Annotated in this window: 21 protein-coding genes; 13 read left to right on the top strand and 8 right to left on the bottom strand. The window is 67.2% G+C overall.

Annotated elements, in window-relative coordinates:
- Positions 1-41 precede the first annotated feature (41 nt).
- Positions 42-821, top strand: a complete 780-nt coding sequence (locus AC0IZS_RS09860; protein ID WP_471635474.1) for an IclR family transcriptional regulator — start codon at positions 42-44, stop codon at positions 819-821.
- A 23-nt stretch (positions 822-844) separates the two neighbouring features.
- Here the strand turns inward: AC0IZS_RS09860 and AC0IZS_RS09865 are convergent, their stop codons facing one another.
- Together AC0IZS_RS09865 and AC0IZS_RS09870 are read right to left on the bottom strand one after the other, a co-directional pair.
- The gene (locus AC0IZS_RS09865; RefSeq protein ID WP_471635475.1) at positions 845-1,396 is read right to left on the bottom strand and encodes a shikimate kinase; all 552 of its coding nucleotides are present in this window, start codon (positions 1,394-1,396) and stop codon (positions 845-847) included.
- A 51-nt stretch (positions 1,397-1,447) separates the two neighbouring features.
- The gene (locus AC0IZS_RS09870; RefSeq protein WP_471635476.1) at positions 1,448-2,581 is read right to left on the bottom strand and encodes a serine hydrolase domain-containing protein; all 1,134 of its coding nucleotides are present in this window, start codon (positions 2,579-2,581) and stop codon (positions 1,448-1,450) included.
- A 135-nt stretch (positions 2,582-2,716) separates the two neighbouring features.
- On the opposite strand from AC0IZS_RS09870, the gene AC0IZS_RS09875 reads away from it, so the two are divergent.
- Both AC0IZS_RS09875 and AC0IZS_RS09880 read left to right on the top strand, forming a co-directional pair.
- Complete coding sequence (locus AC0IZS_RS09875; RefSeq protein ID WP_471635477.1) at positions 2,717-3,676, top strand: YihY/virulence factor BrkB family protein; 960 nt, start codon at positions 2,717-2,719, stop codon at positions 3,674-3,676.
- Between the two features lie 240 nt (positions 3,677-3,916).
- Positions 3,917-4,684, top strand: a complete 768-nt coding sequence (locus AC0IZS_RS09880) for an outer membrane lipoprotein (RefSeq protein WP_471635478.1) — start codon at positions 3,917-3,919, stop codon at positions 4,682-4,684.
- 16 nt (positions 4,685-4,700) lie between these two features.
- On the opposite strand, the gene AC0IZS_RS09885 is transcribed toward AC0IZS_RS09880, so the two are convergent.
- From AC0IZS_RS09885 to fdxA, 6 genes are all read right to left on the bottom strand, one after another.
- Positions 4,701-5,633 carry an electron transfer flavoprotein subunit alpha/FixB family protein gene (locus AC0IZS_RS09885; RefSeq protein WP_471635479.1) on the bottom strand — a complete coding sequence of 311 codons (933 nt, stop codon included), beginning with the start codon at positions 5,631-5,633 and terminating at the stop codon, positions 4,701-4,703.
- A complete protein-coding gene (locus tag AC0IZS_RS09890; protein ID WP_471635480.1) occupies positions 5,634-6,383 on the bottom strand; it encodes an electron transfer flavoprotein subunit beta/FixA family protein in 750 nt (249 codons plus the stop codon).
- Between the two features lie 95 nt (positions 6,384-6,478).
- Positions 6,479-7,666: an amidohydrolase family protein gene (locus tag AC0IZS_RS09895; protein ID WP_471635481.1), complete on the bottom strand. Its 1,188-nt coding sequence runs from the start codon at positions 7,664-7,666 to the stop codon at positions 6,479-6,481.
- A 258-nt stretch (positions 7,667-7,924) separates the two neighbouring features.
- Entirely contained in the window at positions 7,925-8,611 is a 687-nt protein-coding gene (locus AC0IZS_RS09900; RefSeq protein ID WP_436176374.1) for a TetR/AcrR family transcriptional regulator, read from the bottom strand.
- A 61-nt stretch (positions 8,612-8,672) separates the two neighbouring features.
- On the bottom strand, positions 8,673-9,446 hold the full coding sequence (locus AC0IZS_RS09905; RefSeq protein ID WP_471635482.1) for a ferredoxin--NADP reductase: 774 nt from the start codon (positions 9,444-9,446) through the stop codon (positions 8,673-8,675).
- Between the two features lie 67 nt (positions 9,447-9,513).
- The gene (gene fdxA, locus AC0IZS_RS09910; protein ID WP_471635483.1) at positions 9,514-9,843 is read right to left on the bottom strand and encodes a ferredoxin FdxA; all 330 of its coding nucleotides are present in this window, start codon (positions 9,841-9,843) and stop codon (positions 9,514-9,516) included.
- Positions 9,844-10,018: 175 nt separating this feature from the next.
- Between fdxA and AC0IZS_RS09915 the strand changes: the two genes are divergently transcribed.
- From AC0IZS_RS09915 to AC0IZS_RS09960, 10 genes are all read left to right on the top strand, one after another.
- Complete coding sequence (locus AC0IZS_RS09915) at positions 10,019-11,641, top strand: 6-hydroxynicotinate reductase (protein ID WP_471635484.1); 1,623 nt, start codon at positions 10,019-10,021, stop codon at positions 11,639-11,641.
- Positions 11,642-11,653: 12 nt separating this feature from the next.
- Positions 11,654-12,577 (top strand): UPF0280 family protein, encoded by a 924-nt coding sequence (locus AC0IZS_RS09920; protein WP_471635485.1) that lies wholly within the window; start codon positions 11,654-11,656, stop codon positions 12,575-12,577.
- A gap of 20 nt (positions 12,578-12,597) precedes the next feature.
- Entirely contained in the window at positions 12,598-13,239 is a 642-nt protein-coding gene (locus AC0IZS_RS09925; RefSeq protein WP_471635486.1) for an amino acid synthesis family protein, read from the top strand.
- Positions 13,240-13,282: 43 nt separating this feature from the next.
- A complete protein-coding gene (locus AC0IZS_RS09930) occupies positions 13,283-13,867 on the top strand; it encodes an amino acid synthesis family protein (protein WP_471635487.1) in 585 nt (194 codons plus the stop codon).
- A gap of 94 nt (positions 13,868-13,961) precedes the next feature.
- Positions 13,962-15,161: an ABC transporter substrate-binding protein gene (locus tag AC0IZS_RS09935; RefSeq protein ID WP_471639493.1), complete on the top strand. Its 1,200-nt coding sequence runs from the start codon at positions 13,962-13,964 to the stop codon at positions 15,159-15,161.
- A gap of 141 nt (positions 15,162-15,302) precedes the next feature.
- Complete coding sequence (locus AC0IZS_RS09940; protein ID WP_471635488.1) at positions 15,303-17,198, top strand: ABC transporter permease; 1,896 nt, start codon at positions 15,303-15,305, stop codon at positions 17,196-17,198.
- Positions 17,195-17,995, top strand: a complete 801-nt coding sequence (locus tag AC0IZS_RS09945) for an ABC transporter ATP-binding protein (protein ID WP_179682549.1) — start codon at positions 17,195-17,197, stop codon at positions 17,993-17,995. The genes AC0IZS_RS09940 and AC0IZS_RS09945 overlap by 4 nt, the downstream gene beginning before the upstream one ends.
- Positions 17,995-18,741: an ABC transporter ATP-binding protein gene (locus tag AC0IZS_RS09950; protein ID WP_471635489.1), complete on the top strand. Its 747-nt coding sequence runs from the start codon at positions 17,995-17,997 to the stop codon at positions 18,739-18,741. The genes AC0IZS_RS09945 and AC0IZS_RS09950 overlap by 1 nt, the downstream gene beginning before the upstream one ends.
- Before the next feature lie 79 nt (positions 18,742-18,820).
- Positions 18,821-19,546 (top strand): bifunctional nicotinamidase/pyrazinamidase, encoded by a 726-nt coding sequence (gene pncA, locus AC0IZS_RS09955; protein WP_471639494.1) that lies wholly within the window; start codon positions 18,821-18,823, stop codon positions 19,544-19,546.
- A 155-nt stretch (positions 19,547-19,701) separates the two neighbouring features.
- Positions 19,702-20,877, top strand: a complete 1,176-nt coding sequence (locus AC0IZS_RS09960; protein ID WP_471635490.1) for an ABC transporter substrate-binding protein — start codon at positions 19,702-19,704, stop codon at positions 20,875-20,877.
- Positions 20,878-20,888 lie beyond the last annotated feature (11 nt).

The raw sequence follows: 20,888 nt of genomic DNA on the forward strand, positions 1-20,888 counted from the left end.
TGCGGTTTCCTACAATCGTTCTTTCCACTGAATGGACAAACATGGCCACCCTGGTGCTCGACCGCGTGCTGCGCATCCTCGACCAGCTCTCGCGCTACGACGCGCGCGGGCTGTCGCTGTCCGACATCGCGCGCCAGTCCGGCATACCGCACCCCACCGTACACCGGCTGCTGCAGGACATGATGGCGGCGCGCCTGGTGGCCGCGTTGCCCGAGGGGCGCGGCTACGTGCTGGGCCGCCGCCCGTTCGAGCATGGCCTGGCTGCGCGCGGGCGGCACGACGTGGCGCCCCTGTTCACGGCCAATCTGCAGCGCCTGGCCGATGCCACGGGCTACGCGGCCTACCTGTTCGTGCTCAGCGGGCACGAGGCCGTCTGCTACGCCCACACCAACGTGCAGCGGCTCGACCCGCCCCTGAGCGTGACCGTGGGCGGGCGCCGCCCGCTGGGCGTGGGCGCGGCCGGGCTGGCCCTGATGGCGGCGCAGGACGCAGAATTCATCGACGCGGCCATGCAGGCCAATGCGCCTACCTTGGGGCGCTACGGCGGGCTGGACGGGCCGGCCCTGCGCCAGTTGCTCGCGCAGACCCAGGCCCTGGGCTATGCGCGCAGCGGCGGTTGCCTGAACACCAATACCGCGGCCGTGGGCCATGCGGTGGTGGATGCGGGCGGGCGGGCGTTCGCGGCCATCAGCCTGTCGACCACGGTGGCGCGGCTCACCCAGCGCGAGGCCGCCCGGCTGGCCGCGCTGCTGCGCACCGAGATCGCGGACATCCAGCCGCGGGTGCATTTCCACTGGAGCGACTCGGCGCCGTTGCGCTGAGCGTCGTCAGCAGCGGATCGGGGCTACTGTGGCGCCTGATCGGCACCGGTGTCGGCGCTGGCGGCCATTTCGAGCTGCATCATGATCATGTTGACCAGCATGTGTACCGTGGGGCGGCCGGTTTCGATCACGTAGTGCGCCGTCTCGCGGTACAGGCCATCGCGCTGTCCGTACAGGGCGCGCAGCTTGTCCATGGGGTTGCCGCCCTGCAGCAAGGGGCGGGTACGGTCGTGCTTGACGCGCTTGTAGATCTCTTCGGGCGAAGCGCGCAGGTAGAGCACCGGGCCCATGGCGCGCAGCACGTCGCGGTTCTCGCGACGCAGCACGGCGCCGCCGCCGGTCGACAGCACCATGCCCCCGGGCTGGGCAGCGGCCTTGGCGAGTTCCTGGGCCTCCAGGTCGCGAAAGCGCGCCTCGCCATGTTCCTCGAAGAACTGGCGGATGCTGGTGCCCAGCGTTTCCTCGAGCCGGTGGTCCAGGTCGATGAACGGCACGCCCGTGCGGTGCGCCAGCTGCCTGCCGACGGTGGATTTGCCCGAGCCGGGCATGCCGACCAGTGCACAGCGAATCTGCATATTCTTTTCTTGCCCCTTGGGGGGCGAGTTTAAAGCAGGGCCCTGTGGTTGCTACAGCGCCGCGTAGACCAGCGCCGGGTACAGCTCGCACAGGTAGCGCAGCTGGCCGGGCGCCTGGGTGAGCAAGATGGCCACCAGGTCCTCGGCCGGGTCCACCAGGAAGAAGGTGCCGCCCATGCCGCTCCAGCCGTACTGGCCCACCGAGGCGGCATGGGGCGCCAGGCCGGCGCTGCGGCGCACGGCCACGCCCAGGCCAAAGCCGTAGCCCTCGGGCAGGATGTCCCCGGCCGCCGGGATGCTGTCGCCCAGATGGTCGGCCGCCATGAAGGCCACGGTGGCGCGGCTGGCCAGGCGCACGCCATCGAGCGTGCCGCCGGCCAGCAGCAGGCGCGCAAAACGCGCGTAGTCGCCGGCCGTGGACACCAACCCGCCGCCGCCCGATTCGAAGGTGGCCGGGCGCGACACGTCGTTGAGTGCCACCTCGGCGCCGGTCTGCGGGTCGCGCGCGAAAGGCTCGGCCAGGCGGTGCAACTGATCCGCCGGCACGTGAAAACCGGTGTCGTGCATCTGCAGCGGGCCGAACACGCGGCGTTGCAGGATCGCGCCCAGGGGCTCGTCCTCCACCACTTCCAGCAGCGCGCCCAGCACATCGGTGGCTCGGCTGTATTCCCAGCAGCTGCTGGGCTGGTGCAGCAGGGGCAGGGGCCCGATGGCCTTGGCGAGCACGGCATTGCCGTCGCGGCGCGAGCCGATGCGTGCCGCTTGATAGGCCTGGGCCACCGGGCCGGTGTCCCAGGCATAGCTCAGCCCCGCCGTGTGGCGCAGCAGGTCATGCACCGTGGCCTCACGCCGAACGGCGGTGGTGCCCCCCGTCGCTGGGTCGAACACGCCCTGGCCGGCAAATGTGGGCAGGTAGCGCGCCACGGGGTGGGACAGGGGCAGGCGCCCCTCCTCCATGAGCATCAGCGCGACCAGCGACACCACGGGCTTGGTCATGGAATAGATGCGGAAGATCGAATCCGCTGCCATGGCCGGTGCGCCTGCGCCGGGCGCCTGGGCGCCCAGGGCATCGTGCAGCAGCGTCTGGCCGCGGTGGTGTACCAACGCCACCGCGCCGGGCAGGATGCCACGGTCAACGTGGTCCTGCAGGACGGTTCGCAGTCGGGACAGGCTGGGGGCATGCATGGACGGGGCTCCTGGAAAGATGGCAGGAGCCTGCCACAAGTGGCACATGGACCCAGCCGCCTGTGGGACAGCGCCTACAGTGGCTTCCGTGCCCGGCCGGTGGAAATCCGCCGCCCGGCCTCCTATGCTCAGCGCATGAGCATTTCCGATCGCATCCAGCGCGCCACCGAGCGCCTCAAACCCCTGGTGCAGCCCGTGATGCCGCTGTGGCGCGCGGTGCAGTTATGGCTCGACGCCGACGGCCTGCGCATGAGCGCCGCCATGTCCTTCTACGGCATGCTGAGCCTGGCGCCGCTGCTGCTGTTGCTGGTGGGGGTGTTGGGTTGGTGGCTGGACCGCAGCTACCTGGAAAGCAGCCTGCTGAACCAGGTGCAGTCGGTGATGGGCGAGCGCGTGGCCGACGTCATGCGCCAGGCCCTGGCCAGTGCCCAGGAGCCTTCCGAAGGGCGTCTCGCATCGCTGATCGGTTTCGTGGTGCTGCTCTCGGGCGCCACCGGGGTGTTCGTGGAGCTGCAGTCGACGCTGGCGCGTCTGTGGCAGGGCTCGGAGCCGGACCCTTCGCGCGCCGCGTGGTGGCACATGGCCTCGCTGCGCCTGCGTGGCCTGGCCTATGTGCTGGCCATCGGCTTCCTGCTGCTGGTGTCCCTCACCCTGTCCACGCTCATCAACTTGTTCGCTGGCTGGGCCGGTGCCCGGCTCTCCATCGCACCGCTCGGCCCCATCCTGCAGGTCGTCAATGAGGTGGTGGCCTTCGGCTTCGCGGTGGCGCTGTTCGTGGGGTTGATGCGCATCGGCACGGGGCGCAAGCCGCCGCTGCGCTGCCTGATCGCCGGCGCGGTGGTGGGCGCCACCCTGTTCACCATTGGCAAGCAACTGCTGGCCTGGTACCTCTCCACGGCGGCGGTCGTCTCGGCCTATGGGGCGGCCGGATCGCTGGTGGTGCTGCTGATGTGGATCTATTTTTCGTCGGCCGTGCTGTTGTTCGCAGCCAGTTGTGCGCGCGCGCTGGACGAGGCCGGGCTGCAGGTCCGTCGGCGCCGCGCCCCGGCGGATCCCGTGCCCCAGGCCGGCGCGGATGTGGCACCCGTGCCTTGAATGGGCGGGCAGGCGCGTGTCGCTTGGCGCTGTAAGCAACGGCAATTGTCTGCTGCTGGGCTCTGCGCCTTGCGGGGCGCTGGCAGCACTTCTTACCGACCCTTACAAAGCAGACAAAGCCCGGCACCATTGCCTGTATACCGTGCGTCCATGGGCTGCGTTGTGCATTGAGCGACGGCCCCGGCACACAAACGAACCAATGAATAAAAAATGGCGCGCACGCGCGCGAAAGGAAACACCATGAACAGCCCGATCACCTTGCAGCCGTCCGATGTGCGCACAGTGCCTTCCACCACTTCGCCCATGAAGTGGATGTGGGTCGCCATCGCCTCCCTGGGGGCATGTGTGGTGGCCCTGGGTACCACGCTGGTGGTGCAGCACCGTCCCGCCGAGGGGCCTGCCGCCGCCGCAACGGCGGCCAGCCCTGCCGTGGTGGCCGAATCGCTGCAGGGGGTTCCCGCCCAGCCGCCGCTGGGCCTGGTGCAACCCCAGGCTGGGGCCCCGGTCCAGCGCGCGCCTGCGCCCATGCCCGAGCCATTCCAGCCCCAGCGCGCGAACCTGGCCGGCGGCACGACACCGATGGTGCAGCGCGCGCCGGTGTGCAACACCTGCGGCCGGGTCGAATCGGTGCAGGCCATCCAGCAGGCCGAGCCCGCCACCGGTGTGGGTGCGGTCGCGGGCGGCGTGCTCGGCGCGGTGGTAGGCAACCAGATCGGCAAGGGCAATGGCCGCACGGCCGCCACGGTACTGGGCGCCGTGGGCGGCGGCTATGTGGGCCACCAGGTGGAGCAGCGCTCGCGCACCCGCACGGTGTACCAGGTGGCGGTCCGCATGGACGATGGGTCGCTGCGCCGCTTCACGCGCGCCCAGCCCCCGGCCGTGGGCACGCCCGTGGCGCTGCAGGGCAAGGGCTACCGCATCGACCACGAGCGCGACAGCCGCCCGAACGGCGGTGGCGCGTACACCAACGCCCCTGCGGGCGCGGTGCGCGTGGCCAACGGCTATTGAGCTGTGGCAGGCCTGATCACAGCGCCTTGACCAGCTCCGGCACCGCCGCAAACAAGTCCGCCTCCAGCCCATAGTCGGCCACACTGAAGATCGGCGCCTCGGCATCCTTGTTGATCGCCACGATCACCTTGGAGTCCTTCATCCCCGCCAGATGCTGGATGGCCCCCGAGATACCCGCTGCGATGTACAACTGCGGCGCCACGATCTTGCCGGTCTGGCCCACTTGCCAGTCGTTGGGTGCGTAGCCCGCATCCACCGCCGCGCGGCTGGCACCCAGGGCGGCGCCGAGCTTGTCGGCCAGGGGGGTCATCACTTCGTCGAACTTTTCCTTGCTGCCCAGGGCCCGGCCACCGGAGACGATGATCTTGGCGGCGGTCAGCTCGGGGCGGTCGCTCTTGGCGATCTCGCTGTCCACAAAGACGCTCTTGCCCGTATCCGCCGTGGCGGCGGAGGTTTCGGTGGCGGCACTGCCACCGGATGCTGCTGCCGGGTCAAACCCCGTGGTGCGCACGGTGATGACCTTGGTGGCGTCACTGCTCTGCACGGTGGCAATCGCGTTGCCGGCGTAGATGGGGCGCTCGAAGGTGTCGGGGCTGACCACCTTGGTGATGTCGCTGATCTGGGCGACGTCGAGCTTGGCGGCCACGCGGGGGGCCACGTTCTTGCCGCTGGCGGTCGCGGGGAACAGGATATGGCTGTAGTTGGAGGCGATGGCCAGGACTTGCGCGGCCACGTTCTCGGCCAGGCCGTGTTCCAGGCCGGGGGCATCCGCATGGATCACCTTGGCCACACCCGCGATTTGTGCGGCGGATTGGGCTGCAGCACCGGCATTGTGGCCAGCGATCAGCACGTGGACGTCGCCGCCGCAGGCAATGGCGGCGGTCACGGTGTTCAGGGTGGCGCCCTTGACGGCGGCGTTGTCGTGTTCAGCAATAACGAGTACCGACATTTAGATCACCTTCGCTTCGTTCTTGAGTTTCTCGACCAGGGCGGCGACATCGGCCACCTTGACGCCGGCACCGCGCTTGGCGGGCTCGGTGACCTTGAGGGTCTTGAGGCGCGGCGTGACGTCCACACCCAGGTCTTCGGGCTTGAGGGTATCGAGCTGCTTCTTCTTGGCCTTCATGATGTTGGGCAAGGTGACGTAGCGGGGCTCGTTCAGGCGCAGGTCGGTGGTGATGACTGCGGGCAGGGTCAGGGCCAGGGTTTCCAGGCCGCCGTCGACTTCGCGGGTCACGCTGACCTTGTCGGCAGACAGTTCCACCTTGCTGGCGAAGGTGGCCTGGGGCAGGTCGGCCAAAGCGGCGAGCATCTGGCCGGTCTGGTTGGCGTCGTCGTCGATGGCCTGCTTGCCCAGGATCACGAGGCCTGGCTGTTCCTTGTCGACCAGGGCTTTGAGGATCTTGGCCACGGCCAGGGGCTGCAGTTCGACGTCGGTTTCCACCAGGATGGCGCGGTCGGCGCCAATGGCCATGGCGGTGCGCAGGGTTTCCTGGCACTGGGCCACGCCGCAGGAGACGGCGATGACTTCGGTCACCAGGCCTTTTTCTTTCAGGCGCACGGCCTCTTCGACGGCGATTTCGTCAAAGGGGTTCATGCTCATCTTCACGTTGGCGATGTCCACACCCGTTTGGTCCGACTTGACTCGGACTTTGACGTTGTAGTCGACCACGCGCTTGACGGCGACGATTGCTTTCATGGGAGGAACTCCATCAGTACAAAGAAAAGGGGGCGCAGGCGCGTGGGCCTGCGCAGGCAATAAAGGGCGTGTGCTGAAGGCGTTCAGGCCGGGGCTCAGAGCACCACGGGGATTTCGGTGGCGGGCGGCGTGTTGCGGCTGCGGCCGCAGCGCACCAGGCCATCGATCATCACCATGCCGATGCCAGGGATGTCGCCCAGCTGCACGCTTTCGAGCAGCGTGGCGCCGGCCGTGTGCTGGGCGCGGTCCATGAACACGAAGTCCGCCGCGCGGCCCGGCTCGATCAGCCCGCAGTTGAGGTTGCGGATGCGGGCCGTGTTGCCGGTGGCAAAGCAGAACACCAGCTCGGCCGGGATATTGGCGAAGCTTGCGATCAGCGCAATCATGCGCAGCATGCCCAGCGGTTGCACGCCCGAGCCCGCAGGCCCGTCGGTGCCCAGGATCACGCGGTGCGGGCACTTGAGTTCCATGGCGGCGCGTGCGGCCTCGATGGCGATCTTCTCGTTGCCGTTGTGCACCAGCTCGATGGCGCGCGAGGATTTTTCGCACAGCTCGCAGACATGCTTCCACGGCAACGAGGTGTGGCCGCCGTTGATGTGGCCGATCACGTCGGCATCGGCCTCCAGCACCACATCCTTGTCGATCAGTCCTGAGCCGGGGATGGACGGCCCGCCGGTGTGGATGGTGCTCTGGATGCCGTACTTGCGCGCCCAGGCCACCATCTGCTGGGCCTCGTAACCGGCCTTCACGGTGCCCAGGCCCACTTCGCCGAGCAGGGTCACACCGGCATCGGCCATGTCCTTGAAGTCCTGCTCGACCATGCCCTTCTCGATGATGGGCGCGCCCGCGATCACCTTCACGCCGCCGGGGCGGAAGTTGTCGAACGCGCGCTGCGCGGTGATGGCCAGGGCCTTCAGGCCCACGATGTCCTTGGGCCGGCCGGGCAGGTGTACCTCGCCGGCCGACACCATGGTGGTGACGCCGCCGTTCATGGTCGAGTCGATCCAGCCGATCTGGTTCTGGCGCGGAGTCCAGTCGCCGAAGACGGGGTGTACGTGGCTGTCGATCAGGCCGGGGGCCACGCAGGTCTGGCGCGCGTCGATGGTGGTGCGCGCGTGCTCGGTGTCGCAGTCCTTCTCGCGGCCCACGGCCACGATGAGGCCGTCGTTCACGACGATGGTGTCGGCGTCGAGGATGGGGCGTTCCAGGTCGCCCGAGAGCAGCAGGCCGATGTTCTTGATGACGACTTTGCCGGAGGTTGCAGTGGTGGAGAGGTCTGCCATGGAAGGTTCCAGTCGGGGGGAGGGATGTAGGGGCAAACTGCGGCGATCGTGGGGCTGCAATTCGTGTAGTGAATACTACATAATAGGCCCGCGTCGTGCAAGCTGGCAAGCACTGCAACGTGCTGCCGCGACGCCAATCGAAAGTGCGGCGAGGCAGGCAGGCTGCGCCCTCTCCCTGATCGCGCGGATGGGGAGCGGACGCGCAAAGCGCCACGCAAGATCGGGGCCGTCAGCCCCAGGGAGCGCGCTTCTGGCGCCTCAGGAAGCCCGCACGGTCCTGAGCACGGTATCGATCATGAACTCGTCCCAGTGCGCCACGGCCTCGGGCTGGTCGATGTCCTCGCCCAGGAAGGCCGAGAGCGTGTAGCGGTTGGACTGGTAGAAGTAGCCCATCGAGGCGATCAGCAGGTACAGGTCGCGCGCGCGCAGGTCGGCGCGGAACTCCTGGCTGGCCACGCCCGCGGCCAGCACCTGCTCGATCACCGAGACGGCGGGCGAGGAATACTCGCGCGCGCGCATCGACTTGGAGATGTGCTTGCCCTTGTGCAGGTTCTCGGTGTTGAGCAGCGTGACAAACTCGGGGTGCTTGCGGTAGTACTGGCTCACGAAGCGGACCACGGACTTGAGCGCTTCGACCGGGGTTTCGAGCCGGATGTCCAGCGCCGTCTCGGCGTCGTTCATGCGCCGGTAGATCTCTTCGAGCACCTCGATGAAGAGACCTTCCTTGCTGCCGAAGTAGTAGTAGATCATCCGGTCGAAGGACTTGGCGGCCTTGGAGATCTTCTCCACGCTGCCGCCTTCGTAGCCGTAGCGTGCGAACACCTTGATCGCCGCCTTGAGGATGTTGTCGCGCGTGGTTTGTGCCGCCTGCTCGCGCACGCCGGTGCGGCGGGCGGAGGGGGCGCGGGTGGAAGCAGTCCGGGTCTTGGTGGGTGTGGCCGACATGGATGATCCGTTGGGTGGCAGGGCAGCCCCTGCCATGCAGGGACCGGGCCTGCCGGGGATATTACTGCTCCGCGAAGGCGCGCTCAATCACGAAGTCGCCGGGCTTGGTGGTGTTGCCTTCCTTGAAGCCGCGCACTTCCATCATGTGCTTGAGGTCGCGCAGCATCTCGGGGCTGCCGCAGATCATCACCCGGTCTTCCACCGGGTTCAGGGCCGGCAGGCCCAGGTCGCGTGCGAGTTGGCCGTTTTCGATCACGGTGGTCACGCGGCCCTGGTGCTTGAACTCCTCGCGCGTTACCGTGGGGTAGTACTTGAGCTGCTTGCTCACCATCTCGCCCAGGAACTCGTGCTTGGGCAATTCTTCGGTGATGTAGTCGTGGTAGGCCAGTTCCTGGACTTCGCGCACGCCATGCACCAGCACCACTTCCTCGAACTTTTCGTAGGTTTCGGGGTCGCGGATCAGGCTCAGGAAGGGCGCCAGGCCGGTGCCCGTGGAGAGCATGTACAGGCGCTTGGCGGGCAGCAGGTAATCAATCAGCAGGGTGCCCGTGGGCTTCTTGCCGACGACAATGGCGTCGCCCACCTGGATGTTCTGCAGGCGCGAGGTCAGTGGGCCGTCGGGCACCTTGATCGACAGGAACTCCAGGTGCTCTTCGTAGTTGGCGCTGGCGATGCTGTAGGCGCGCAGCAACGGCTTGCCGTTCACGCGCAGGCCGATCATCGTGAAATGGCCATTGGAGAACCGCAGCGCGGTGTCGCGCGTGGTGGTGAAGGAAAAAAGGCGGTCCGTCAAATGGTTGACGGAGAGGACGCGTTCTTCAAGAAAGGCGCTCATGGTCGTAACGTCGGCTAAAAGTTGAGAAATGGGGCGAAAAGCTGGCTGAAAGGCTGGGGCGCAGGCGTCAGTAGGTGACGTCCAGCCCGGAAAGCTTGTGGCTCACAACCCTCCATTGTTCCGCATCTGGCAAAGGCGGTTTTCTTTTGGTGATAGTGGGCAGTCCCGGAGCCAGCTTTTTGTTGAACTGGATGAAGATTTCCATGCCCGGCGGCAGGTCGTCCTCGGCATAGATGGCATTGGCCGGGCACTCGGGGATGCAGACCGCACAGTCGATGCATTCGTCGGGGTCGATCACCAGGTATTCCGGCCCCTCCTTGAAGCAATCGACCGGGCATACATCCACGCAATCGGTGTACTTGCACCGAATGCATGCGTCTGTGACTACGTGCGTCATTTTGGGGCTCCTTGTGCACCATTTCAGGGGGCGCGCAAACACTATTGCGGACTGCGAATGATTGCGCTACATTCGCCTCAAATGTAGTGATCACAACATTTAAGTTAAGTGAATGCTACACAAAACGCCATGAACGTACAAGCACAGAAAACGGTGCGAGGAATGGGTTGCCACGATGACTGAACACACCAAGACCGACGGCCTTCCAGGCATGGACACACCCGAGCTGCCCCAGGTGCTCGAGCGCGCCCGGCCGCGCAATGAACGCATGAACACGGCCAAGGTGGAGTGCAACGCCTGCCCCGTGCTGTGCCAGATCTCCGAAGGCCGCAGCGGCGCCTGCGACCGCTATGCCAACCAGGCCGGCGTGCTGGTGCGGGTCGACCCGGTGGTGCTGCTGCGCAAGACCATGGCGGACGGCGAGGCCGTGCTGGTGCCTTTTGCGGGCCGTGCTGCCGACGCGGGTGCCGACGGCCAGGATGCCCCGGCTGAGCAGCCCGCCTGGAGCGGCGACCTGCTGCTGACCGAGGAGGTCTTCGTCACCGGCGTGGGCTCCTCCACCACCTACCCCGACTACAAGCCTGCGCCCTTCATTGTCGGTTCCCAGGTCGATGGCGTGGACATGGTCACCGTGGTCACCGAAGGCATCTTCAGCTACTGCAGCTTCAAGGTGAAGATCGACACCGACCGCTTTCTCGGCCCCGAGCAGGCCAACGTGCGCTGCAAGGGCGAGGTCGTAGGCCATGTCACCACGGCTGAGTATGGCTCGCAGATGCTCTCGCTCGGCGGCGTGCACCACCTCACGGGCGGCAGCAAGAAGGAAGGGCGCATCGCCAACGAGATGATGCAGCTCTTGGGCAACAAGCAGGCGGTTGAGCTCACCATCGATGGCGGCTCGCAACTGGTCATCCAGGCCGGGCACGCGCCCATCGTCAATGGCGTGGCCGAGCAGCGCATGCGCGTGGGCTGCGGCTCGGCCGCCATCGGCATCTTTGCGCGCCAGTTCTTCGGCCAGGCCGACGAGGTGGTGGTCGTGGACGACCACATCACCGGCGTGCTCACCGAGCACCAGGCTGGCCGCTGCCTGGACATGAAGTCCTCGGGCATCAAGATGCGCGGGCGCAAGTCCACGCCGGGCCGCTACTTCCAGGTGGCCAACCCCGGCACGGGCTGGGGCGGCACCGACATCGCCGACCCGCTGTCCATCATCGAGACCTGGGACGAAGCGGTGGCCTGGCCCGGCCTGCGCCTGTTGATGACCTCGACCACCGGCGAGCACGCCAGCTGGTATGTGCTCGACGAATCGCTGAATCCGGTGGAAGCCGAGATGCCCGCCGAGGTGCGCCGCATCGTCGACCGCATCGGCGAGAACTGCGAACCCTCGATGACCTCGGTGCTGTTCCTCGGTGGCGCCGGCGGCAGCCTGCGTGCGGGCGTCACCGAGAACCCGGTGCTGCTCACGCGCTCCATCAAGAATGCGCTGGTCAACGTGACCTGCGGCGGTGCGCCGGCCTATGTCTGGCCCGGTGGCGGCATCACGGTGATGGCCGACGTGCTGCGCATGCCCGACAACAGTTTTGGCACCGTGCCCACGCCGGCCATCGTGGCGCCCATCGAATTCAGCATGCGCCGCAGCGACTACGCGCTACTGGGTGGCCACATGGACCAGGTGCGCAGCCTGCGCGAGGTGCTCGACCGCGGTGCCTGGCACAACGATGGTGCGCCGCAGTCGGTTGCGTGGCTGGTACTGCCGGCGACCAACCCCTGGCCCCTGGGCCAGCCGCCGCTGCTGGGTTGAAGGCACACCACCATGCAAGCCACCCGACAACTGCTGTCCGCCGGCCGCTGGCACCTGCAGCACGGCCCCATGGACGTGCTCGTGCAGGCCGAGGGCGATGCGCTCGCGGTGGCCGCGGCGCATGCGCGTGCCTGGGTGCGCTTTCAGGGCCTGCTGCAGGAGCTGGTGCGCGAGCTGCCCACGCTGCGTGCGCCGGTGGGCGCTGGCGACTGCCCGCTGCAAGGCCCCGTGGCGCGCCGCATGTGGAGCGCCTGCCGGCCGTTTCGGCAGGACTTCATCACGCCCATGGCCGCAGTGGCGGGTTCGGTGGCGCAGGAGCTGCTGGCCTGCTACACCGTGGATGGCGTGCAGCGCGCCTGGGTGAACAATGGCGGCGACATCGCGCTGCACCTGGCGCCGGGCGAATCGGCCCGCATCGGGGTGTATGCCGACATCGCCGGGCTCGACGCGGCGCAGCTGCAGGGCGGGCTGCTGCTCGACGGCGCCTTTCGCCTTGCGAGCACCATGCCGGTGCGCGGCGTGGCGACCAGCGGCTGGCGCGGGCGCAGCCATTCGCTGGGCATTGCCGACAGCGTCACCATCCTGGCGGCCACGGCGGCCCAGGCCGATGCCGTGGCCACGGTGGTGGCCAATGCCGTGAACGTGCAGGATGCGCGCATCCAGCGCAGGCCCGCCTGCGAGGTCAAGGACGACAGCGACCTGGGCGCCATCCCAGTGACAGTGGAGGTTCCGGCCCTGCCCGAAGCCCTGGTGCGCCAGGCCCTGCAGGCCGGTCTTGAAAAAGCGCAAGAATTGCAGTCCCGCGGGCACCTGTGGTGCGCGCTGCTCTCATGCCAGGGGCAATGGATGGCGACTGCCTCCGAACTCCTGGCGCCGCCGCACGCCGCCCCTCGGGAAACCGGCGCCGTTTTTGAAGTTGGTTCAGTATTTGCTTAATGAATTGCACAGGCCATCCCATGATTCAGATCCGACGCGTTTTCACCCATGTTGAAGAAATCCGGCACGAATTCGGGCCCGAGACTGGTGCACCGCTGCTGCGCGGCGCTATCGGTGCTGTGCTCACCAACCCCTATGCCGGCCGCTACGAGGCGGACATCCTGCCCATGATGGATGCGCTGCAGGACGTGGGCCTGGACATGGCGCAGCGCCTGCTGGCGGCCATGGACGTGCCGGCCGAGCGCATCGCGACCTATGGCAAGGGCGCCATCATCGGCGCCGCTGGCGAGCTGGAGCACGGCGCGCTGTGGCATGTGCCGGGCGGCTACGCCATGCGCGAGCTGCTCGGCTGGAAGGGCGACCGCAACGCCTACGCCAAGGGCCAGGCCGAGGAAAAGACCGGTCAGCCTGCCAACGCGCTGTCCATCGTGCCCTCGACCAAGAAGGTGGGCGGCCCGGGCGCTGCGCTCGACGTGCCGCTCACGCACATCAATGCCAGCTACGTGCGCAGCCATTTCGACGCCATCGAGGTGCGTGTGCCCGGCGCGCCGCGGGCTGACGAGATCGTCTTCATCCTGGCCATGACCACCGGCGCACGCATCCATGCACGCGTGGGCGGGCTCAAGGCCGCCGACATCAGCCAGTGGAACGGCCTGCGCTGAACCCACGCCAACCATAACGACTACGAGAGACCAAGGAGCACACATGCCAGCCAAGATCCGGAAAATCATCGTCCAGACCGACGAAGTGCGCGTGGAAATGGGCCGCGAGGTGAACCCGCCCGTGCGCAAGGCCCTGGCCATGGCCGTCATCGAGAATCCTTTTGCTGGCCGCTACGCGGAAAACCTCGACGAGCTGATCGCCATCGGCGAAGAGCTCGGCGGCCTGCTCGGCGAGCGCTGCGTGCGCGCCCTGGGCATTGCCCCTGGCCAGGCCGAGAGCTATGGCAAGGCCGCCATCGTGGGCGAGGGCGGCGAGCTCGAACACGCCGCCGCCATCCTGCACCCCAAGCTGGGCGCGCCGCTGCGCGTGGCGGTCGAGAAGGGCGCCGCCCTGGTGCCATCGAGCAAGAAGATCGGCGGCCTGGGCGCTGCCATCGACGTGCCGCTGGGCCACAAGGACGCCGCCTATGTGCGCAGCCACTTCGATGCCATGGAGGCCCGTGTGGCCGATGCACCACGCGCCAATGAAATCGTGGTGGCGGTGGTGGTCACGGCCGGTGGCCGCCCGCTGCCGCGCATCGGCGGGCTCACTACCGCAGAAATCCAGGGCAAGGACGGCCTGCGCTGAGCGCACCGCCACACCCGTGACCCCCAGTCTCCCGCATACTGTTTGCCACCGCTGTTTCTCTCCCATCCAATCCATCAGGAGTGTTTCCATGACGATGCTTAAGACCCTCATGCGTGCTACGGCCGCTGCCGCGCTGGCCGCCACCATCGCTCCCGCGATGGCCCAGGATGTCATCAAGATCGGTGAGATCAACAGCTACAAGGCCCAGCCCGCCTTCCTGGAGCCCTACAAGAAGGGCATGGAGCTGGCCGTGGACGAGATCAACGCCGCGGGCGGCCTGCTGGGCAAGAAGGTCCAGCTCGTGATCCGCGACGACAACGGCAACCCCGGCGATGCCGTGCGCGCCGCCGAGGAACTGGTCTCGCGCGAGAAGGTGGATGTGCTCACCGGCTCCTTTCTCTCGCACGTGGGCCTGGCGCTCACCGACTTCGCCAAGCAAAAGAAATTCTTCTTCCTGGCCGGCGAGCCGCTGACCGACAAGATCGTCTGGCAGAACGGCAACCGCTACACCTACCGCCTGCGCCCCTCGACCTACATGCAGGTGTCGATGATGGTGCCCGAGGCCGTGGCCCTCAAGAAGAAGCGCTGGGCGCTGGTCTACCCCAACTACGAATACGGCCAGTCGGCCGTGGCCACCTTCAAGCAATTGCTCAAGGCGGCCCAGCCGGACGTGGAATTCGTCGTCGAGCAGGCGCCCCCGCTGGGCAAGGTCGACTCGGGCAGCGTGGTGCAGGCCCTGGCCGATGCCAAGCCCGACGCGATCTTCAACGTGCTGTTCGGTGCCGACCTGTCCAAGTTCGTGCGCGAAGGCAACACGCGTGGCCTGTTCAAGGACCGTGAAGTGGTCAGCCTGCTGACCGGCGAACCCGAGTACATGGACCCGCTCAAGGACGAGGCACCGAATGGCTGGATCGTGACCGGCTACCCCTGGTACGGCCTGCAGACGCCCGAGCACAAGGCCTTCCAAACGGCTTACCAAGGCAAGTTCAACGACTACCCGCGCCTGGGCTCGGTGGTCGGCTACAGCGCCATCAAGTCGCTGGCCGAAGGCATCAAGAAGGCCGGCTCCACCGACACCGAAAAGCTCGTTGTCGCCTTCAAGGGCCTGCAGGTGCCCACACCGTTCGGCCGCATCACCTACCGCCCCGAGGACAACCAGTCCACCATGGGCGGCTACGTGGGCCGCACCAAGAACGAGGGTGGCAAGGGAGTGATGGTCGACTACCGCTACGTGGACGGCGCCAAGGTGCAGCCCACGAACGAAGAAGTCAAGAAGATGCGCCCGGCCGACTGAGCGCCGGTCCCCGGCTGACGGCAGTTCCGGCGGACCCTTGCGTCCGCTGGCCGCTGCAGCCATATTGCAACCCCACAAGCACAAAACGGGCAGATGACATGCCCGAGGGACAACCTTTGCCGTGACCCCGAAGGATCTGGAATGAGTTTATCGAGTTTTATCGTTCAGCTGCTCAATGGACTGGCGGGGGCCTCCTCGCTGTTCCTCGTGGGCGCCGGGCTATCGCTGATCTTCGGCGTCACGCGCATCGTGAATTTCGCGCATGGCTCGTTCTTCATGGTGGGCATCTACGTCGCCTACTCCATGGTGGCCAAGCTGGGCACCGGCCTGGGCTTCTGGCCTGCGCTGCTGCTGTCGGCCGTGGTGGTCGGCGCGCTCGGTGCCCTGGTGGAGGTGGTGCTGCTGCGCCGCATCTACAAGGCACCCGAGCTGTTCCAGCTGCTGGCGACCTTTGCGCTGGTGCTGGTGATCAAGGACGCCGCACTGTGGATCTGGGGGCCCGAGGAACTGCTCGGCCCGCGTGCGCCGGGCCTGTCGGGCTCGGTAGACATCCTGGGGCGGCAATTCCCTTCGTATGACCTGTTCCTGATCGTCGTCGGCCCGGTGGTGCTGGGCCTGCTGTGGCTCTTGCTCACCCGCACCCGCTGGGGCACGCTGGTGCGCGCCGCCACGCAGGACCGCGAGATGGTCAGCGCCCTGGGCGTGAACCAGGCCTGGCTGTTCACAGCGGTGTTCGCCCTGGGCGCCCTGCTGGCCGGCCTGGGCGGTGCGCTGCAGCTGCCGCGCGAGCCGGCCACGCTGGAGATGGACCTGAACACCATCGGCGCCGCCTTCGTGGTGGTGGTGGTGGGCGGCATGGGCTCCATCCCGGGCGCCTATGTGGCCGCGCTGCTGATTGCCGAGATCAAGGCCATCTGCATCTGGCTCGGCGTGGTCGAAATCTTCGGCTACAGCGTCTCGTTCTCCAAGCTCACGCTGGTGGTCGAGTTCCTGGTGATGGCCGTCGTGCTCGTGGTGCGCCCCTGGGGGCTGATGGGCAAGCCCCAGGCTGCCAGCCGCAACACCGGTATTCCCGAAGCGCCGCTGCGCGCCTCGCCGCCCTGGTACAAGATCGGTGCGGCCGTGCTGGTGGCCGCGCTGGTGCTGCTGCCCTTCGTCACCACCGGGTCGCCCTATCTCACCGTGCTGATGATCGACCTGCTGATCGCGGCGCTGTTCGCGGCCAGCCTGCACTTCATCATGGGGCCGGCGGGCATGCATTCGTTCGGCCATGCGGCCTACTTCGGCCTCGGGGCCTATGCGGCTGCGCTGCTGGTGCGCTCGGCCGGCATCCCGATGGAAGCGGCGCTGTTGCTGGCCCCCCTGGCCGCTGCGGCCGGTGCGCTGATCTATGGCTGGTTCTGCGTGCGCCTGTCGGGCGTGTACCTGGCCATGCTGACGCTGGCCTTTGCGCAGATCACCTGGGCCATCTGTTACCAGTGGGATGGCTTCACCGGCGGCAGCAACGGCCTCACGGGCGTGTGGCCGGCCGAGTGGCTGTCGGACAAGCGCAACTACTACTTCCTCACGCTGGCTTTGGTGGTGGGTGGCGTGCTGGCCCTGCGCCGGGTGCTGTTCTCGCCGTTCGGCTATGCGCTGCGGGCCGGGCGCGACTCGGTGCTGCGCGCCGATGCCATCGGCATCGACGTCAAGCGCATGCAGTGGACGGCCTTTGTCATCGCCGGCCTGTTCGCGGGCCTGGGCGGTGCGCTGTTCGCCTTCTCCAAGGGCAGCATCTCGCCCGAGGCGCTGCACGTGGGCAAATCGGTCGACGGCCTGGTGATGGTGCTGCTGGGCGGCATCCAGACCCTGGCCGGCCCGGTGGTGGGTGCGGTCACCTTCACCTGGCTGCACGACACGGTGGCACGCAACACCGACTACTGGCGCGCCATGCTGGGCGCCATCATCCTGATCCTGGTGCTGCTGTTCCCGCAGGGCATCGCGGGGGCCATCAAGCAACTCTTCGATAACAAGCGCGAAGCCAAGGAGGCAGCATGAGCCTGCTCAAAGTCACCGGCCTGGGCAAGTCCTTCGGTGGGGTCAAGGCCGTCGACGGCATCCATTTCGAGCTGGCGGCCGGCGAGCTGCTGGCCCTGATCGGCCCCAACGGCGCCGGCAAGTCCACCACCTTCAACATGGTCAACGGCCAGCTGCCGGCCGACGTGGGTTCGATCCAGCTCAACGGCCAGGAGCTGGTGGGCCGCAAGCCGCGCGACATCTGGCGCATGGGCGTGGGCCGCACGTTCCAGATCGCCGAGACTTTCTCCTCGCTGACCGTGGTGGAGAACGTGCAGATGGCACTGATCTCCAACGACAGCCGCCTGTTCTCGATGTTCCGCAAGGCCTCGGAGCACAAGCGTGATGAAGCCCTGGCCCTGCTTGAGCAGGTGGGCATGAAGGCCCAGGCCGACCGCCCCTGCAGCGTGCTGGCCTATGGGGACGTGAAGCGCGTTGAGCTGGCCATCGCCATGGCCAACGCGCCCAAGCTGCTGCTCATGGACGAACCCACGGCCGGCATGGCGCCCAAGGAGCGCAACGAGCTCATGGCGCTGACCAAGCAGCTGGTGATCGACCGCGGCATGGCCGTGCTGTTCACCGAGCACAGCATGGATGTGGTGTTCGCCTACGCCGACCGCATGATCGTGCTGGCGCGCGGGCGCCTGATCGCCGAGGGCAAGCCGCTGGAGCTGCGCGACCACCCCAAGGTGCAGGAGGTGTACTTCGGCACCGGCAAGACCTTCGAGAAAAAGACGGCCGGTGCAGCGACTGCCGCTGCGCCTGCGGAGACCGCATGATGACGACGACGATTGATTCCAAGGACGTGTTGCTGGAGGCCAAGGGCCTGCAGGCCTGGTACGGCGCTGCGCAGATCCTGTACGACGTGGACCTCACCGTGCGCCGCGGCGAGGTCGTGGCGCTGATGGGCCGCAACGGCGCAGGCAAGTCCACCACGCTCAAGACGCTGATGGGCATGCTGGCCAAACGCAAGGGCCAGATCCGCTTCATGGGCAAGGACCTGTCGAAAAGCGACCCGCACGATGCGGCGCGCCTGGGCCTGGGCTTCGTGCCCGAGGACCGCCGCGTGTTCACCGACCTCACGGTGATGGAAAACCTGGAGGTGGGGCGCCAGCCCGCGCGCCACTGGCCTGACGGCACGGCAGCGCCGCTGTGGACGCCCGAGGCCCTGTTCAAGCTGTTCCCGAACCTGGGCGAGATGCCGCAGCGCCCCGGCGGCCGCATGAGTGGCGGCGAGCAGCAGATGCTGACCGTGGCGCGCACGCTGATGGGCAACCCCTACCTGGTGCTGCTCGACGAACCCTCCGAAGGCGTGGCCCCGGTCATCGTCGAGCAGATGGCGCAGATGATCCTGGAGCTCAAGGCCCAGGGCGTGAGCATTCTGCTGTCCGAGCAGAACATGCATTTCGCCGAGCTGGTGTCCGACCGAGCCTACGTGCTCGAAAAGGGCCAGATCCGCTACCAGGCGTCCATGGCCGAGCTGGCCGCCAACGACGAGGTGCGCAGGTCCTACCTGAGCGTTTGAAACCAAGGATTTTCCCGGCGCGGGCCCGGTGGGCCCGTACCGATCTGCCAGTGCGTTCCCAACCGGAGTGTCCGCCATGATGATCCCTGCCCAGCGCCGTTTCTTCCTCCAATCTGCCGCCGCCTTCACGCTTGCGGGGGGCGGCCTGCCCCTGGCCTTTGCGGCGGGCAAGATCAAGCCCGGCGAGCGAGCGGCACTGATCGTCGTGGACGTGCAGAACTGCTTCGTGCCCGGCGGCACGCTGCCGGTGGCCAAGGGCGATGAGGTGGTGCCGGTCATCAACCGCATCGCCACCGCCTTCGAGAACGTGGTCGTCACGCAGGACTGGCATACGCCGGGCCACGCCTCGTTCGCGAGCACGCATGCCGGCAAGAAGCCCTTCGAGACCACCAAGCTCAGCTACGGCCAGCAGGTGCTGTGGCCCGACCACTGCGTGCGCGGCACCGACGATGCGGCCCTGCACAAGGACCTCAAGCTGCCCCAGGCCCAGGTGATCCTGCGCAAGGGCTTCCACGAGCATGTGGACAGCTACTCGGCCTTCGAGGAGGCCGACCGCAAGACCTCTACCGGCCTGGCCGGTTACCTCAAGCAGCGTGGCATCAAGACCGTGTTCGTGACCGGCCTGGCCACCGACTTCTGCGTGGCCTGGACGGCCCTGGACGCCAAGCGCCTGGGCTTCGAGACCTATGTGGTGGAGGATGCCTGCCGGGCCATCGATCTCAATGGCTCGCTGGAGGCAGCCTGGAAGCAGATGAAGGCCAAAGGCGTCAAGCGCATCCAGTCGAGCGACCTCGACGTCGCCTGAACGCCATGGGCACGGGACTTGCAAACCACCAGGGGCTGCCGCCTGGCCGGCAGCGCGGGAAGCCGTTTTTGACGGTTTCGCAACACCCCCTGTAAATGGTTGCACAGTCCCTCGTGTTGCGGGGAAACTGCCACCTTTGATGTAAGGAGCGTTTCATGAAGTACCGTGGGATGAGGGATGGGCGCACCGACCGCAGGGCCGTGCTGATGGCCATGGCGGCGACGGCCCTGGGCAGCGCCGGCACAGCTGCGGCGGCCGAGACCGGTGTGACCGACAAAAGCATCAAAGTGGGGCAGTCCGCCGTCTTCACCGGGCCCGCCAAGGACTTCGGCGTGGACTACAAGGCCGGCATCTCCCTGTACTTCGACCGCACCAACAAGGCCGGCGGGGTGTTCGAGCGCAAGCTCGAACTCGTCTCGCTCGACGACGCCTACGAGCCCAAGAAGACCGCCGAGAACACGGCGCGCCTGATCGACGAGGAAAAGGTCTTCGCCCTGATCGGCTACGTGGCCACGGGCAACCTGATCGCCGCCATGCCCCTGGCCGAGAAGGCCGGCGTGCCCATGTTCGCGCCGCTGGTGGGCACCACGTCGTTTCGCACCACGCACAACCGCTACCTGTTCCATGTGCGCGCCAGCTACGAGACCGAGCTGCGCAAGATCGTCGGCCACCTGGCCACGCTGGGCATCACCAACATCGCGGTCGCCTACCAGAACAGCGCGTTCGGCAAATCCAACCTCGAAACCTGCCTGCAGATCGCCCAGGGCCTGAAGGTCAAGGTGGTCGAGTCCGCGCCCATGGAGATCGCCGCCACCGACGCCAAGGCCCAGGTGGCCCAGCTCACCAAGGCCCAGCCCGGCGCGGTGGTGATGATCATGGCCGGCAAGATGGTCGAGGTGTTCCTGCGCGACTACCGTGCGGGCGGGGGCGCTGCACCGCTGTACACCATCTCGGTGGGCATCACCGACGCGCCGGGCTCGGCCCAGCGCCTGAACGGCGGCATCGAGGGCTTGGTCACGGCCAGCATCGTGCCGTCGCCGCAGGCCAGCCGGCTGCCCATCGTGGTCGACTACCGCAAGGACCGCACCGATGCCGGTGCCAAGATCGACAGCTACACCATGCTCGAGGGCTATATCGCCGCGCGCGTGTTCGTCGAAGGGCTCAAACGCGCGGGGCGCAACCTCACGCGCGAGGCCTTCATCAAGGCCATGGAAGACCTGGGCACCACCAAGTTCGGCGATTTCCCGGTGCAGTACGGTCCGAACAACCACAATGGGTCCAACTTCGTGGACCTGGAGATGTACACGCGCACCGGCAGCCTGCGCCGCTGACGTTTCATTCA

This window comes from Acidovorax sp. AC410, assembly GCF_979253235.1.

Bases quoted from the DNA above. Each gene is read 5' to 3' on its own strand.
- AC0IZS_RS09880 (WP_471635478.1), top strand. From the start codon at position 3,917: ATGAACAGCCCGATCACCTTGCAGCCGTCCGATGTGCGCACAGTGCCT.
- AC0IZS_RS09920 (WP_471635485.1), top strand. From the start codon at position 11,654: ATGCAAGCCACCCGACAACTGCTGTCCGCCGGCCGCTGGCACCTGCAG.
- AC0IZS_RS09940 (WP_471635488.1), top strand. From the start codon at position 15,303: ATGAGTTTATCGAGTTTTATCGTTCAGCTGCTCAATGGACTGGCGGGG.
- AC0IZS_RS09925 (WP_471635486.1), top strand. From the start codon at position 12,598: ATGATTCAGATCCGACGCGTTTTCACCCATGTTGAAGAAATCCGGCAC.
- AC0IZS_RS09900 (WP_436176374.1), bottom strand. From the start codon at position 8,611: ATGTCGGCCACACCCACCAAGACCCGGACTGCTTCCACCCGCGCCCCC.
- AC0IZS_RS09870 (WP_471635476.1), bottom strand. From the start codon at position 2,581: ATGCATGCCCCCAGCCTGTCCCGACTGCGAACCGTCCTGCAGGACCAC.
- AC0IZS_RS09865 (WP_471635475.1), bottom strand. From the start codon at position 1,396: ATGCAGATTCGCTGTGCACTGGTCGGCATGCCCGGCTCGGGCAAATCC.
- AC0IZS_RS09860 (WP_471635474.1), top strand. From the start codon at position 42: ATGGCCACCCTGGTGCTCGACCGCGTGCTGCGCATCCTCGACCAGCTC.
- AC0IZS_RS09885 (WP_471635479.1), bottom strand. From the start codon at position 5,633: ATGTCGGTACTCGTTATTGCTGAACACGACAACGCCGCCGTCAAGGGC.
- pncA (WP_471639494.1), top strand. From the start codon at position 18,821: ATGATCCCTGCCCAGCGCCGTTTCTTCCTCCAATCTGCCGCCGCCTTC.
- AC0IZS_RS09915 (WP_471635484.1), top strand. From the start codon at position 10,019: ATGACTGAACACACCAAGACCGACGGCCTTCCAGGCATGGACACACCC.
- AC0IZS_RS09930 (WP_471635487.1), top strand. From the start codon at position 13,283: ATGCCAGCCAAGATCCGGAAAATCATCGTCCAGACCGACGAAGTGCGC.
- AC0IZS_RS09960 (WP_471635490.1), top strand. From the start codon at position 19,702: ATGAAGTACCGTGGGATGAGGGATGGGCGCACCGACCGCAGGGCCGTG.
- AC0IZS_RS09890 (WP_471635480.1), bottom strand. From the start codon at position 6,383: ATGAAAGCAATCGTCGCCGTCAAGCGCGTGGTCGACTACAACGTCAAA.
- AC0IZS_RS09950 (WP_471635489.1), top strand. From the start codon at position 17,995: ATGACGACGACGATTGATTCCAAGGACGTGTTGCTGGAGGCCAAGGGC.
- AC0IZS_RS09875 (WP_471635477.1), top strand. From the start codon at position 2,717: ATGAGCATTTCCGATCGCATCCAGCGCGCCACCGAGCGCCTCAAACCC.
- AC0IZS_RS09935 (WP_471639493.1), top strand. From the start codon at position 13,962: ATGCTTAAGACCCTCATGCGTGCTACGGCCGCTGCCGCGCTGGCCGCC.
- AC0IZS_RS09905 (WP_471635482.1), bottom strand. From the start codon at position 9,446: ATGAGCGCCTTTCTTGAAGAACGCGTCCTCTCCGTCAACCATTTGACG.
- fdxA (WP_471635483.1), bottom strand. From the start codon at position 9,843: ATGACGCACGTAGTCACAGACGCATGCATTCGGTGCAAGTACACCGAT.
- AC0IZS_RS09945 (WP_179682549.1), top strand. From the start codon at position 17,195: ATGAGCCTGCTCAAAGTCACCGGCCTGGGCAAGTCCTTCGGTGGGGTC.
- AC0IZS_RS09895 (WP_471635481.1), bottom strand. From the start codon at position 7,666: ATGGCAGACCTCTCCACCACTGCAACCTCCGGCAAAGTCGTCATCAAG.